This window comes from Nocardia sp. NPDC058640 (genome assembly GCF_042716995.1).
Classification (GTDB): domain Bacteria; phylum Actinomycetota; class Actinomycetes; order Mycobacteriales; family Mycobacteriaceae; genus Nocardia.
Map to the genome: position 1 here is coordinate 25,627 of NZ_JBHXRG010000019.1, position 13,820 is coordinate 39,446.

13 protein-coding genes and 2 tRNA genes are annotated in these 13,820 nt (G+C 66.9%); 6 read left to right on the forward strand and 9 right to left on the reverse strand.

From position 1 onward, the window contains the following. Positions 1 to 138 precede the first annotated feature (138 nt). On the reverse strand, positions 139 to 1,503 hold the full coding sequence (gene tig, locus ACFWU5_RS19825; protein WP_379268178.1) for a trigger factor: 1,365 nt from the start codon (positions 1,501 to 1,503) through the stop codon (positions 139 to 141). Between the two features lie 142 nt (positions 1,504 to 1,645). Then, on the reverse strand, positions 1,646 to 2,194 hold the full coding sequence (locus ACFWU5_RS19830; RefSeq protein ID WP_379245090.1) for an FKBP-type peptidyl-prolyl cis-trans isomerase: 549 nt from the start codon (positions 2,192 to 2,194) through the stop codon (positions 1,646 to 1,648). A 162-nt stretch (positions 2,195 to 2,356) separates the two neighbouring features. Here ACFWU5_RS19830 and ACFWU5_RS19835 point away from each other — a divergent pair, with 162 nt between their 5' ends. Together ACFWU5_RS19835 and ACFWU5_RS19840 are read left to right on the forward strand one after the other, a co-directional pair. Then, entirely contained in the window at positions 2,357 to 4,822 is a 2,466-nt protein-coding gene (locus tag ACFWU5_RS19835) for a phosphoketolase (protein WP_379268179.1), read from the forward strand. Between the two features lie 43 nt (positions 4,823 to 4,865). Continuing rightward, positions 4,866 to 5,663 (forward strand): metallophosphoesterase, encoded by a 798-nt coding sequence (locus ACFWU5_RS19840; protein WP_379268180.1) that lies wholly within the window; start codon positions 4,866 to 4,868, stop codon positions 5,661 to 5,663. 141 nt (positions 5,664 to 5,804) lie between these two features. Here the strand turns inward: ACFWU5_RS19840 and ACFWU5_RS19845 are convergent, their stop codons facing one another. Then, a complete protein-coding gene (locus ACFWU5_RS19845; protein ID WP_379268181.1) occupies positions 5,805 to 6,209 on the reverse strand; it encodes a DUF1801 domain-containing protein in 405 nt (134 codons plus the stop codon). Positions 6,210 to 6,339: 130 nt separating this feature from the next. Between ACFWU5_RS19845 and ACFWU5_RS19850 the strand changes: the two genes are divergently transcribed. Then, on the forward strand, positions 6,340 to 6,771 hold the full coding sequence (locus tag ACFWU5_RS19850) for a hypothetical protein (RefSeq protein WP_379268182.1): 432 nt from the start codon (positions 6,340 to 6,342) through the stop codon (positions 6,769 to 6,771). A gap of 31 nt (positions 6,772 to 6,802) precedes the next feature. On the opposite strand, the gene fabG is transcribed toward ACFWU5_RS19850, so the two are convergent. The 3 genes from fabG to ACFWU5_RS19865 all read right to left on the reverse strand — a co-directional run bounded on the left by fabG (position 6,803) and on the right by ACFWU5_RS19865 (position 7,765). Continuing rightward, positions 6,803 to 7,561 carry a 3-oxoacyl-ACP reductase FabG gene (gene fabG / locus ACFWU5_RS19855; protein ID WP_379268183.1) on the reverse strand — a complete coding sequence of 253 codons (759 nt, stop codon included), beginning with the start codon at positions 7,559 to 7,561 and terminating at the stop codon, positions 6,803 to 6,805. A gap of 17 nt (positions 7,562 to 7,578) precedes the next feature. Continuing rightward, a tRNA-Pro gene (locus tag ACFWU5_RS19860) sits at positions 7,579 to 7,652 on the reverse strand. 42 nt (positions 7,653 to 7,694) lie between these two features. After that, a tRNA-Gly gene (locus ACFWU5_RS19865) sits at positions 7,695 to 7,765 on the reverse strand. Positions 7,766 to 8,389: 624 nt separating this feature from the next. On the opposite strand from ACFWU5_RS19865, the gene ACFWU5_RS19870 reads away from it, so the two are divergent. Continuing rightward, positions 8,390 to 9,343, forward strand: a complete 954-nt coding sequence (locus ACFWU5_RS19870) for a diguanylate cyclase domain-containing protein (protein ID WP_379268184.1) — start codon at positions 8,390 to 8,392, stop codon at positions 9,341 to 9,343. A gap of 57 nt (positions 9,344 to 9,400) precedes the next feature. On the opposite strand, the gene ACFWU5_RS19875 is transcribed toward ACFWU5_RS19870, so the two are convergent. Together ACFWU5_RS19875 and ACFWU5_RS19880 are read right to left on the reverse strand one after the other, a co-directional pair. Beyond that, positions 9,401 to 10,204, reverse strand: a complete 804-nt coding sequence (locus ACFWU5_RS19875; RefSeq protein WP_379268185.1) for an Fpg/Nei family DNA glycosylase — start codon at positions 10,202 to 10,204, stop codon at positions 9,401 to 9,403. 4 nt (positions 10,205 to 10,208) lie between these two features. After that, positions 10,209 to 10,682, reverse strand: a complete 474-nt coding sequence (locus tag ACFWU5_RS19880) for a ribose-5-phosphate isomerase (protein ID WP_379268186.1) — start codon at positions 10,680 to 10,682, stop codon at positions 10,209 to 10,211. Between the two features lie 36 nt (positions 10,683 to 10,718). Here ACFWU5_RS19880 and ACFWU5_RS19885 point away from each other — a divergent pair, with 36 nt between their 5' ends. Then, complete coding sequence (locus ACFWU5_RS19885; RefSeq protein WP_379245074.1) at positions 10,719 to 11,741, forward strand: M48 family metallopeptidase; 1,023 nt, start codon at positions 10,719 to 10,721, stop codon at positions 11,739 to 11,741. A 43-nt stretch (positions 11,742 to 11,784) separates the two neighbouring features. Here the strand turns inward: ACFWU5_RS19885 and ACFWU5_RS19890 are convergent, their stop codons facing one another. Further along, positions 11,785 to 12,429 carry a DsbA family protein gene (locus ACFWU5_RS19890; RefSeq protein WP_379268187.1) on the reverse strand — a complete coding sequence of 215 codons (645 nt, stop codon included), beginning with the start codon at positions 12,427 to 12,429 and terminating at the stop codon, positions 11,785 to 11,787. A 143-nt stretch (positions 12,430 to 12,572) separates the two neighbouring features. Here ACFWU5_RS19890 and ACFWU5_RS19895 point away from each other — a divergent pair, with 143 nt between their 5' ends. Then, positions 12,573 to 13,793 (forward strand): NAD(P)/FAD-dependent oxidoreductase, encoded by a 1,221-nt coding sequence (locus tag ACFWU5_RS19895; RefSeq protein ID WP_379268188.1) that lies wholly within the window; start codon positions 12,573 to 12,575, stop codon positions 13,791 to 13,793. Positions 13,794 to 13,820: the final 27 nt, after the last annotated feature.

Here is a 13,820-nt window from a genome sequence, read left to right on the forward strand (position 1 = left end):
CCTGCCTTCTCTTCTCACCGATAGCTACGGCCATACGAATACGGGTCGTCGTCACAAACACTAACGAAGCAGGGCGGCACCGAACTCCCGGTACCGCCCTTCTTCGCTCACAGCGCAATCAAATCACGCCGCAGAAACTTACTCAGCAGCGGCGTCGGCCGACTCGGTCTCGGCGGAATCCGCAGGGTCACCGAACATTTCGGTGGTGTCCACGACGTTGCCGTCGGAATCGGTGACCTTGACCTGGCCCACGATGCCGGCCAGCGCCTTGCCGCGCTTCACGTCAGCGAAGACCGCGCCGAGCTGGCCTGCCTGCTGCACCTGCTGGATGAACTGCTCGGGCGCCATGCCGTAACGCTGCGCCTGGAACAGGATTCGCTCGGTGAGCTCCTGCTGGCCGACCTGAGTGTTCTCGGCCTCGGCGATGGCGTCCAGCAGCAGCTGGGTCTTCACCGACTTCTCGGCGGCTTCCTGGGTGTCCTTGTCGAACTCTTCGCGCGACGAGCCCTGCGCCTCGAGCGCCTCGGCCAGCTTGGCCTCGTCGTGGTCGAAACCGTGCACGGCGTCGTGGATCACGGCGTCGACCTCGGCCTTGACCACGGCTTCGGGCAGCGGGACCTCGATGGTCTCGAGCAGGGTGTCCAGCACCTTGTCGCGGATCTCGCCGGCCTGCTCGACCTTCTTGACGCGCTCGACGCGGCCCTTCAGGTCTTCCTTGAGCTCGTCGATGGTGTCGAACTCGCTGGCCAGCTGGGCGAACTCGTCGTCGGCCTCGGGCAGCTCGCGCTCCTTGACCGACTGCACGGTCACGGTGATCACGGCTTCCTTGCCCGCGTGGTCGCCGGCGACCAGGTTGGAGGTGAACTCGGCGGACTCGCCGGCCTTCAGGCCGATGACCGCGTCGTCGAGGCCCTCGATCAGCTGACCCGAACCGACCTCGTGCGACAGGCCGGTGGTGGCCGCCTCGGGGACGTCCTCACCATCGACGGTGGCAGACAGGTCGATCGACACGAAATCACCGTCGACGACCGCGCGCTCGACACCGGTGAGGGTGCCGAAACGCTGACGCAGCGACAGCAGCTGCTCTTCGATGTCGTCGTCACCGATGGTGAAGGAATCGACGGTCACCTCGATGCCCGAGTAGTCGGGCAGGGCGATCTCGGGGCGCACGTCGACCTCGGCGGTGAAGGCCAGCTCTTCGCCGTCTTCGATCTTGGTGATCTCGATCTCGGGCTGGCCGATGACCTTGATCTCGCCGGTCTGGATCGCCTCGGCGTACTTGTTCGGCAGCGCCTCGTTGACGACCTGCTCGAGCACGGCGCCACGGCCGACACGGGTTTCGATCAGCTTGGCCGGGGCCTTGCCGGGACGGAAGCCGGGGATCTTGATCTGCTGTGCCAGTGCCTTGTACGCCTTGTCGAAGTCGGGCTTCAGCTCCTCGAAGGGCACCTCGACGTTGATCCGGACCCGGGTCGGGCTCAGCTGCTCGACGGTGCTCTTCACGGACATACTCCTTGGTTCGTAGTTCATGGTGTTGGCCCCGGACAGGGGCGTCGCGTCCTGAGACAGGTGCGACGTACGCATCCCGACCAGGTTAGTTGACCGCGTGCGCGGTCGTGCAATCGGTGTTTGGTTGGCGGTGCCGCTAGCGGCCGACCTGCACGGCGTCGGTCACGAAGACCAGTGTCTCGTTGGGTGCGACACCGTTGCCGCCCTGGCCGTAGCCCAGGTTGGGCGGCACGATCAGCAGTCGGCGGGTGCCCTGCTGCACACCGACCAGTCCTTCGTCCCAACCCTGGATGACCTGGCCGGTGCCCAGCGTCAGCCCGAACGGCTTGCCGCGCTTGAAGGAGCTGTCCAGCACCTGCTTGTCCGACCAGGTGACCAGCTCGTAGTTCATGGTCAGCGGCTGTCCGGCGGCCGCGCCGGGACCGCTGCCGACCACCAGGTCCTTGGTGATCAGGGTGGTGGGCGCGTCGCAGGTGTCGGGGATGGTGATGGTGGGTGCTTCGCCGTAACCGCCGGTGACTTTCACGTCGTCGGCGGTGCATTCGCGGCCGGTGCTCGCGGCGGGTGCACCTTGCACGCTCGTGCTCGGCGAGCCGGTCGAATCCGAGTCCGAGCCGCAGGCAGCGGTGGTGATCGCGGCGGCCGCGACGAGTCCGATTCCGAAGATCTTGCCGAGAGAATGCATGGCCCGCACAGTAATCGACCGTCGTTGCGGCCCACGGAACCGGCACGACGGTAGGCTCGGCGATGCGTGTCTCACCGGTGTTGCCGCGTGTTGGGCGGTGCGCCGGGCAGGTCCCGCGGCTCCGACGGCGCCGCGAACTCGGTCGAGTACGAGGAGTCCGCGATGACCCGGTCCAGCGACGACACCGCCGCGGATAATCTGGAGGGCGGCCAGGGCGAAACCATCCCGCCCAAGCCGTACGTTCTCACCGACGCGCCGGGCCCGCTGTCGCGCGCGGAGCTCGTCGCGGTCGACGCGTGGTGGCGCGCGTCGAACTATCTCGCGGTCGGCCAGATCTATCTGATGAGCAATCCCCTGCTGCGCACCCCGCTGATCCCCGACGACATCAAGCCGCGCCTGCTGGGCCACTTCGGCACCGTGCCGGGCCTGAATCTGGTGTGGGCCCATGCCAATCGAGTGATCAGGAACCGCGAGCTGAACGCGGTCTACGTGGCGGGCCCCGGCCACGGCGGCCCCGGCCCGAACGCCTGTGCCTGGCTCGAGGACGCCTATTCCGTTCTAGAGCCCGATATCCCCCGCGACGCCGACGGTATGCGCCGCTTCTTCCACCGCTTCTCCTTCCCTGGCGGCGTGCCCAGTCACTGCGCGCCGGAGACGCCCGGTTCGTTCCACGAGGGCGGTGAGCTGGGCTATTGCCTGCTGCACGCGTACGGTGCCGCGCTGGACAACCCGGATCTGGTGGTGTTCTGCGTGATCGGCGACGGAGAGGCCGAGACCGGTCCGTTGGCGGGCAGCTGGCACGCGAACAAGTTCCTCAACGCCGGGCGCGACGGTGCGGTGGTGCCGATCCTGGCGTTGAACGAGTACAAGATCGCCAACCCCACGATCTTCGCGCGCATCCCGAAAGAAGAGTTGGTCGAACTGCTGCGCGGGTACGGCTACGAGCCGCTGGTGGTCTCGGGCAACGACCCCGCGCCGGTGCATCAGGCGATGGCCGCGGCGATGGACACCTGCATGGACAAGATCGCCGAATTCCAGCGGGCGGCGCGCGAGGACGGCGATATGAAACGTCCGCGCTGGCCGATGATCGTGATGCACACGCCCAAGGGGTGGACCTGTCCGCCGGTGGTCGACGGCTTGCGTGTGGAGGGCACGTTCCGCGCACATCAGGTGCCGTTGCCCGACGCGCGCACCAATCCCGATCATCGACGGGTGTTGGAGCTGTGGTTGCAGTCGTACCGACCCGAGGAACTGTTCGAACACGACGGCACGCCGGTCTCGACATTGCTCGAGCAGGTTCCCGCCCACCCGATGAGTTTGAACCCGGTTGCCAACGGCGGCTTACTGATTCGCGATCTCGACCTGCCCGACTGGCGCGAATATTGCGTGGATGTCGTGGCACCGGGCGCGAGTCAACACGAGGCCACCAGGGTGCTGGGAAGCTGGTTGCGCGATGTCACCGCCCGCAACCCGCACAACTTCTTGACCTTCGCCCCCGACGAACTGGTGAGCAATCGCCTCGGCGACATCCTCGAGGTGACCGGTCGCGACTGGCAGGAGGAGGTCGGCCGCTGGGACGTGGATCTGTCGCCGCACGGCCGCGCGGTGGAGGTGCTGTCCGAGCACATGTGTGAGGGCCTGCTCGAGGGCTATCTGCTCACCGGCCGCCACGGCGTTTTCACCTGCTACGAGGCGTTCATCCACATCGTCGACGCCATGTTCAACCAGCACGCCAAATGGCTCGACGCCAGCCTGAAAGTGCCGTGGCGGCGCAAGATCCCGAGCCTGAACTACCTGCTCACTTCGCATGTGTGGCGCCAGGACCACAACGGCTTCACCCACCAGGACCCCGGTTTTCTCGATGTGGTGGCGAACAAGAGTCCCGATATCGTGCGCGTGTATCTGCCGCCCGACGCCAACACTCTGCTGTCGACCTACGACCACTGCCTGCGGTCACTGCACTACGCGAACGTGGTCGTGGCCGGGAAACAGCCTGGGCCCGACTGGCTTTCGGCCGAGGAGGCGGGACTGCACTGCACGCGCGGCCTCGGCATCTGGGAATGGGCTTGTCACAACGACGATTTGGGCACCACACCCGATGTGGTGATGGGTTGCGCGGGCGACATCCCCACCCTGGAAACCCTGGCCGCCGTGGCCATCCTGCGAGATCGACTGCCGGACTTACGAGTTCGCTTCATCAACGTCGTCGATCTGATGCGCATGTTGCCCGCGGCCGATCACCCACACGGCCTGCCCGATGCCGAATTCGACGCCCTGTTCACCACCGACCGCCCGGTGATCTTCGCCTTCCACGGCTATCCGTGGCTGGTGCACCGCCTCACCTACAGCCGCACCAACCACCACAACATGCACGTACGCGGCTACCAGGAGAAGGGCACGACCACCACCCCTTTCGACATGGTGATGCTCAACGATCTGGACCGCTTCCACCTGGTCATCGACGTGATCGACCGCGTCCCCGGCCTGCGCGAACAGGCCGCGGGCCTACGTCAGGAGATCGTCGACGCCCGGCTGATCGCACGGCGTTGGACCCGTGAACACGGCGCGGACATGCCCGTGGTCTCGAACTGGGCCTGGCCCGACGCCACGATCCCCACCGAGCAGTAACGCGGTTGCGGGCGCGCGCGTGCTGCACAACGATGGAAGCGAGATGACCCAACCCCGCCGCCCCGAAGCCCTGCCCCGCGACCGCCGTGACCTGCGCGGACCCTTCGACGTGATCGGCGACGTCCACGGCTGCCGCAGCGAACTGGAAACCCTGCTGCGCGAACTCGGTTACGAGCTGGCCCGCGACGACCAGGACCGCCCGATCGGCGCCACCCACCCGCAGGGCCGCACCGCGGTGTTCGTCGGCGACCTGGTCGACCGCGGCCCCGACACTCCCGGCGTGCTGCGCCTGGTCATGGGTATGGTCGCCGCGAAATCCGCCCTGTGCGTCACCGGCAACCACGACCACAAACTGATGCGAGCGCTGGACGGCCGCAATGTGCGCATCGCCCACGGCCTCGAACAGTCCCTGGCCCAACTGGCCGACCAGGACCTCGAATTCCGCACCGCCGCACACGCTTTCCTGACCGACCTGCCCACGCACTACCTGCTCGACAAGGGCAATCTCGTCGTCGCGCACGCGGGCCTGCCCGAAAGCCTGCACGGCAGCACCTCGGGCCGCGCCCGCTCCTTCGCCCTGTACGGCGCCCCCACCGGCGAACTCGACGAACACGGCTATCCCATCCGCTACGACTGGGCCCGGGATTACCGCGGCACCCCCACCGTCCTCTACGGCCACACTCCGGTCGCCACCCTGATCTGGGTCAACAACACCCTCTGCCTCGACACCGGCGTGGTGTTCGGCGGCACGCTCTCCGCCCTGCGCTACCCGGAGATGACTACTGTGTCGGTTCCCGCGGAACGAGTCTGGTGCGAACGCGCGGGCATCACGCCGCAGTGACCGACTGGATCGTTTCGCGGCGGCGAGCCGATCCGGGAATGGCTCGAGCTGCGGCCGTTCTACACCCCGATGCCCACTGTCACCGCACCAGCGAACCCGAACGCGACCACCTCACCCGCGAGGCGGCCGGGTGCGGCGAAGCTAGTCCTGCCCGCGGTCCTTTTTGATCGTGCGCCAGCCACCCGCCCGGTTGTTCGCGATGATCTGTTTCAGCATCGCGGTCAACGCTCGTTTGTTGAGGGTCTCCCCCTCGTAGACGGCGACCGTGCGGGCGGTTTTGTTGTCTTGACCACCAGTGATGATGTGGTCGGGGTCCGGGACGATCGCGCCGTCGTACAGGAAAATGTTGACGTGGGTCTTGGCGGCCAGCAGCGCGCAGATATTGCCGTCGAGCTCGAAATACGGCCGGACCCGGCGCTTCACGGTTTCGGTCACTGCGGGGTCGGCGGCGTGGACGAGGTCGCGCACCTCACGGCAGATCTGCTGCTGCCAGGCGGGGAGCTCGTCGATGTAGGCATCCACGCGCGGATCCTTGACGTAGGTCATCACCCGATCCTGGCATCGATCGTCGCCGAATCGTCAACGCGAAACCTGCGTGTGACATCGGATCTTTCGGCGAACCGGGCCTACCATCGGCGCACCGTACGACCGGAACTCATTGTCTGAGGAGAGGTTCATGCGCCGAACACTGCTCGCACTGTCCGTGCTCTGTCCGTTGGTGGTCGCCGGTGTCGCGGCCGCCGAACCCACGCCGCCGGGGACCGGCTCCTCGACGGCACCGGGGACCAACCCGTCGACACCCGCGCAAACAGGCTCGTCCGCACCACAGGGGACGGGCACGTTGACGGCGTGGGCATTCACGGGTTCGGAACCGATGCCGGTCAACCGGGCCGATATCGCGGTCACACCGTGCGATGCCACCCAGGTCGTCGCCACGTTGGTGAGCGGGGCCGACGGGCGGGCGACGGTGGCGCTGCCCGTCGGCTGCTACGAGGCGAAGGTGGTGACGGTGCCCGGTGGGTGCGGGTTGGCCGTCACCGACCCGGTCAAGGTGACAGTGTCCGCGAGTAGGGAAGCACGCGCGGACTTCCGTTTCCGCTGCGCCTGAGCCGGGCTGCCCGGCACGGAGCGCACGTGACTCAATCCTTGGGGCCACCGGCCACGTAGAGCACCTGACCCGACACGAAGCCGGCGCCCTCGCTGGCGAAGAACGAAGCGGCGTTGGCGATGTCGGCGGGGGTGCCGACCCGGTTCACCGGGATCTGGCTGGCCGCGGCGGCCTTGAACGCCTCGAAGTCGGCGCCGACACGCGCAGCGGTCGCCGCGGTCATCTCGGTCTCGATGAAGCCGGGCGCGATCGCGTTGGCGGTGACACCGAATTTGCCCAGTTCGAGGGCGAGGGTCTTGGTGAAGCCCTGCATGCCCGCCTTCGCGGCGGAGTAGTTGGCCTGGCCCCGGTTGCCCAGCGCCGAGGTGCTCGACAGGTTGACGATGCGCCCGAACTTCGCGTCCACCATGTACTTCTGCACCGCGCGGGTCATCAGGAACGCGCCGCGCAGGTGCACGTTCATGACGGTGTCCCAGTCGTCGACCGACATCTTGAACAGCAGGTTGTCGCGCAGCACGCCGGCGTTGTTGACCAGCACGGTCGGTGCGCCGAGCTCGGCGGCGATCCGCTCCACCGCGGCGGCCACGGCGGCTTCATCGGAAACATCGGCCCCGACAGCCAGCGCGGTGCCACCCGCGGCTTCGATGGCGGCGACGGTGCCCGCACAGGCGGCTTCGTCGAGGTCGATAACACCGACAGCATTGCCGTCAGCAGCGAGTTTGATGGCGACGGCCGCGCCGATTCCGCGCGCGGCACCGGTGACGATCGCGACCCGAGATGTGGAGGACATGAGCCTCACCTTAACTGTCGGGGTGACAGGATTTGAACCTGCGACCCTCCGCTCCCAAAGCGGATGCGCTACCAAACTGCGCTACACCCCGATACCGCGGCGGCGGGAAAGCCGTTGCGGCAATACATGTTTGAGCGGGTGACGGGAATCGAACCCGCACCATCAGCTTGGAAGGCTGAGGTTCTACCATTGAACTACACCCGCAGGCAAACGACATCGATGGGATCGCCACGATGTCGCGTGCGCCACGACTGTACCGAACGCCGCGCGCAAAATGCCAATCAGGGCCCCCACGGGCCGGGCTCGCGCCGGCGGCCAGTCGTCGCCGTGCCCGATTAGGGCCTAATGACCCTATCCCCGAAACACCCTCCCGGCGACGATGGTTGGGCGCCCAGGGGGACCGGCGTCGGCTCCACCGGGGGAATAAATAGGAGAATTTTCCTTAAAAACCTGGCACGTGGGCGGCGAATAGGCCACCATGAGAGTGCGCGTGACGACTACCGCCTCATCGTCACGACCGACTCCCGTGCAGGAGGAACCATGGCGACACAGCGTCCACCACCCGCGTAGAGGGCTCTACGCTGCACGTTTCGGGCTACCGAAATCTTTTTCGGAAAATGTGTAACGCCGGAGACTGCGTAGCGATGTCATAGCCGATCGCCATTCGCGAGAGACCTGAGAACGCGTCTAGAACGCGACTTTTCGGTCTCGGGTGGCTTGCTAGGATCCTTTTTGCCGGACGGGGGTATCTGGAAAGGGGGCGGTGAGCGTGTGCCGAACTCGGTGGACCCAACCGCGTAGCAGTGCGAATGAACGCCGGTGATGTCGATGACCCACATCGAGCCACCGGTCGCCGCGATGGCCCGCGCCTGGGCCCGCGCGGTCTGTGCCGAACCGGGCTCTTCCACGGCCCCGCACCAGCTGGAGCCGGTGCTCGTCGACATCGTCGAGCGGCTGCTGCACCTGGCCAGGACCGAACCGTTCCCGGTGCCACAGGCGCGCAAGCTCGGCGCACGCCTGGCCGAGGCGCCGTTCGAACGAACCAGAATGCTGGCCCACGCCAGTCGCTGGCTGCTCGGCTTCCCCTCCGGGGTTCCGGGTTCGCTGGTGGCCACGCGGTGGCCGCTGGTGGCCAGCCAGGCCATCGATAGCTACGCCCAGGCGCTGCAAGAACGCGCCCTGGTGCAACAGGAACAGAACATCTCGGCGAAAGTGTCGCTGCGCGTACAGGAGATCGCCGCGCTGCAGCACCGCTTGCGCCACGAGGCGACCCACGACGCCCTCACCGATCTGGCGAACCGCACGCTGCTGCAAGAACGGGTGCGCGCGTTCGCCGCCGACCCCAGCCGGGGTGTCGGCGTGCTGGTGGTGGACTTGGATCGCTTCAAACAGATCAACGACGGCTACGGACACGCGATCGGCGACGAGGTTCTGGTAGAACTGGCCCACCGTTTGCGTGAGGTGTGCCCGCCCGACACGGTGATCTGCCGGTACGGCGGCGACGAGTTCGTGGTGGCGGCCAATCCGCGCCGCGACACCCTCGGCGAGTTGGCCCACCGTGTGGTCGCGGCACTGCGCGACCCGGTGTGGTCAAGCGCGGGTCCGGTGCCGGTCTCGGCCAGCGTGGGCACCGCTTTCTGCCCACCGGGAAAGACGTGCGATTTCACCGACTTGCTACGCCGCGCCGACCGCGCGATGTACTCGGCGAAATCGGCGGGCGGGCGGCGTTTCGCGCTCGCTGAAACGGGCGACCCCGAACTGGGAACGGCGGTCGCCGGCTGAGTCGGATCGCGAAGCCTGCACTTCGCGGTCCGGCTCAGTCGACTTTCATTCCAGCTCTTAGTCGGGCTGACAGGTGGGGCACCAGAACAGGTTTCGGCCCTCCATGACCTTGTGCGCGATGGGGGTTGCGCAGACTCGGCACGGTTCGCCCTGGCGGCGGTAGACGTAGGTGCGGGGGCGGTCTTTGTTGTAAGACGGTGCGCCGGTGTCGTGTTCGGGGCGCACGACGTGCATGCGCCCGGTGGTGACGCCGATCGGCATGAGTTCGACCAGGTCGGCCCACAGGGCGTCCCATTCGGCGGGGGTGATCGAGGTGCCGGGTCGGAATGGTGAAATACCGTGGCGGAACAGTACTTCCGCGCGATAGACATTGCCCACACCGGCGATCAACGCCTGGTCCATCAACAGGGCACCGATTGCCCTGCGGGAGCGGCGGATTCGCGCGCCCGCTCGTTCGTGATCGGCGTCGGCGCGCAACGGGTCGGCGCCCAGACGTGCGGTGAGCGCGTCCACTTCGGGCGGCAGCAGCACTTCGCACGCGGTAGGTCCACGCAGGTCGGTGCCGAAATCGGTTGCGGCACCCAACATTCGCATCCGCACCTGCCCGACCGGCGCGGCCATCGGCAACTCGACTTCACTGAAAGTCCCATACAACCCCAGATGCACATGCACCGTGAGCCCGGACGAATAGTGGTGCAGCAGATGCTTTCCGAAGGCTTCGGCCCGCTCGAGCACCTGCCCGTCCACCAGCGCGGCACCTTCGACGAACCGCCCCTGCGGACTCGAAACCCGCACCACCCCACCGGAAAACCGCTGCTGATGCAGCGCGGCGATCCGGTGGAGGGTGTGTCCTTCGGGCATTACCTCAGTACGCGGGAATCTCGGGAACGATGCCGGTCTTCTCGAAGTCGGCCAGGATGTCGATGCGACGCTGGTGCCGCGCCTCCTCCGACCACGCGGTGGCGATGAACGCGTCCACGATCGCCAGCGCCTCGGCGGTGGAGTGCATCCGGCCGCCGATGCCGATCAGGTTGGCGTTGTTGTGTTCGCGGGCCAGCACCGCGGTTTCGACACTCCAGGCCAGGGCGCAGCGGGCGCCGGGGACCTTGTTGGCGGCGATCTGCTCGCCGTTGCCGCTGCCACCGAAGACCAGGCCCAGCGAACCCGGGTCGGCGACGGTGCGCCGCGCGGCTTCGATGCAGAAGGCGGGGTAGTCGTCGAGAGCGTCGTATTCGAGGGCGCCACAGTCGACAACCTCTAGTCCGGCCTCGAGCAGATGGGCCTTGACGTGATTCTTCAATTCGAAACCGGCATGGTCGGCACCCAGGTAAACGCGCATACCTGCGATTCTTGCAGGCCCACTTAGAGTCGTTTCATGCACCCGCACGAACCGCATCCCCCGCATTCGGCAGGCTATTACCCACCGAGCGGTCCGCCGCCGGTTCCCCCGCAGCATCGCCCGCGCGGTCTGATGCCGTGGGATCGCCCCGCTCGGCATCCGTGGGAGATCCCGCTGCTGATCGTGGTCATCATGATCACCGCCGTGGCGTATCTGCTGGCGTTGCTGCTCACCTCGTTCGAACTGTTCGCCGATCCCGTGGTCGACGAGAACGGGATCGAGCAGTCCGGTTCGGTGCTGTCCAGCCCGTACGTGCTGCTGCTGTTGTTCGCGCCGATCCTGCTGTGGGCCGGTCGTGGCCTGAACTTCGCGACCCAGCGCGTGAACGGCGTGCGGATGTCGCCCACCCAGTTCCCCGAGGGGTATCGGATGGTGCAGGAGGCGGCGGCGCGATTCGGGATGTCCACGGCGCCGGACGCGTACGTGATCCTGGGCAACGGCCAGATCAACGCCTTCGCCGCCGGGCACGGATTCCGCCGGTTCGTGGTGGTCTACAGCGACCTGTTCGAAATCGGTGGCGCCGCCCGCGAACCGGAGGGTCTCGCGTTCATCATCGGCCACGAGGTCGGGCATATCGCCGCCGGTCACGTGTCGTATTGGCGGCAACTCGGCATGTTCGCCGCGCCGTATCTGCCGATTCTGGGTTCGTCGCTGATCCGTGCCCAGGAGTACACCGCCGACAATCACGGCTACTGCTTCCGCCCGCAGGGCGCACCCAGCGCGATGGCCACCCTGGCCGCGGGCAAGTACCTCAATGTCGATGTCGGCGTCGACGAGATGGCCGATCGGGCCGCGCTCGACAAGGGCGGTTTCATCTGGCTGGTCAACGCCATGGCCAGCCACCCGGTACTCACCTGGCGGATGTGGGCGCTGCGCGACCGCAGCAAACCGGGTTCGATGTTCTGGCGCCCGCGCCCACCGCATCCGGGCATGATCCCGCCGCCGGGCGGTTATCCGCTGAACTCGGCGCCGCAAGCGTTGCCGCCCAAGCCCGTCTGACCGGTCAGGGGTGCCCGCTGCGACACCCCCCGACCTGCGCGGATCAGTCGAAGACCGGGTCCTCGGTGCGGGTGCGCTTGAGCTCGAAGAAGTGCGGGTACGAGGCCAGCGCGACCACGCCGTCCCACACGCGGCCCGCGTCGTCACCGCGCGGGATGCGCGACAGCACCGGCCCGAAGAACGCGGTGCCGTTCACGTGAATGGTCGGGGTGCCCACATCGGGGCCCACCTTGTCCATGCCCGCGTGGTGGCTGATCCGCAGCGCCTCGTCGTAGTCGGCGTCGGTGGCCGCCTGCGCGAGTTCGGCGGGCAGGTTCAGCTCCGCCAGCGAGTCCGCGATCACCGCGTCGAAGGTCTCCTGCAGCGTGGCGCGCTCGTATTCGGCCTTGCGGTCGTGGATGCGCGTGCCCATGGCGGTGTACAGCGGCGACAGGATCTCGTCGCCGTACTTCTGCGCGGCGGCGATGACGACCCGAACCGGGCCCCACGCGGCAGCCATCATCTCCACGTACTGCTGCGGCAGATCGTCTTTGCCCTCGTTGAGCACCGCCAGGCTCATCACGTGGAAGCGCACGTCGATATCGCGCACCTTCTCCACTTCCAGGATCCACCGGGAGGTGATCCAGCACCACGGGCACAGCGGGTCGAACCAGAAATCGGCGACATCCTTGGTGGCCTGTTCGCTCACGATGGGTTCCTCTCGGGTCAGCTGCGGCGAGTCGGATCGCCCCGCCGACTGGTGCAACCGCATCGCCACCGGAATCGTTCCCGCGCACGAATTGCGGCACTAGGCTCGGGTGGTCCGGCTCGTTGCGCGAGAAGGGATCGTTCATGAGTTCGAATCAGCATTTTGTCGTCATCGGCGGGGGTCTTGGTGGCGCGAAAGTCGCCGAAGCCTTGCGCGCCAACGACTTCGACGGCCACGTCACGCTGCTGGCTGCCGAGGAGGAACTGCCGTACGAGCGCCCGCCGCTGTCCAAACAGCATCTGGCAGGCACCGAACAACTGCCCGATTTCACCGTCGACCCGGCCGCTTGGTACCGCGACCACAATGTCGACCTGCGCCTTGGCACCACCGCGACCGCGTTCGATCCGATCGCCAAAACGGTGACGCTGCCCGACGGTTCCACCCTCGACTACGACAAACTCGCCCTTGCCACCGGTTCACGCGCCCGCAGGCTGGACATTCCCGGTGCCGACGCGCCGAACGTCTACACGCTGCGCACCATCGGCGATTCGAACGCGCTGGTGCGGGTGTTGCGCACGGACAAGCGCCTGGTGATCATCGGCGCCGGGTGGATCGGTCTCGAGGTCGCCGCGCAGGCCCGCGCCAAAGGCGTCGAGGTCACGCTGATCGAGTCGGCGGACCTGCCGTTGATCAACGTGCTCGGCCCCGAGATGGGCCGGTTCTACGCCGACCTGCACCGCGCGCACGGCGTCGACCTGCGCACGAACACCACCGTCGACCTGATCCTGACCGAAAACGGCGAGGCCACCGGCGTGCAGTTGGGCGACGGCACGGTGGTGGGCGCGCAGGCGGTGCTGGTCGCGGTGGGCGCCCAACCCAATATCGAGACCGCGACCGCGGCCGGCCTGGCGGTGGACGGCGGCGTGCTGGTGAACGCGGCGCTGTGCACGAGCAACCCCGATGTGGTCGCGGTGGGCGATATCGCCGAGGAGGAACATCCGCTGCTGCACCGGTTGATCCGGGTCGAACACTGGGCGACCGCACTGAATCAGCCCGCCGTCGCCGCGAAGACGATGTTGGGCAAAGTGGCTGTGTACGACCGGCTTCCGTACTTCTTCAGCGATCAGTACGACGTCGGGATGGAGTACACCGGCTATGTCGGGCGCGAGGACGACGTGCGGGTGGTGGTGCGCGGCGACCTCGACAAGCGGGAGTTCGTCGCGTTCTGGCTCGACAAGGACAATAAGCTGCGCGCGGGCATGAACGTCAATGTCTGGGACGTCACCGACCGGATCAAGGAGCTGATCCTGTCCGAGGAACCCGTCGATCCCGCACGGCTGACCGACCCGAATATCCCACTGTGATCCAGTTCACATCTCAGGTTGTGTCGA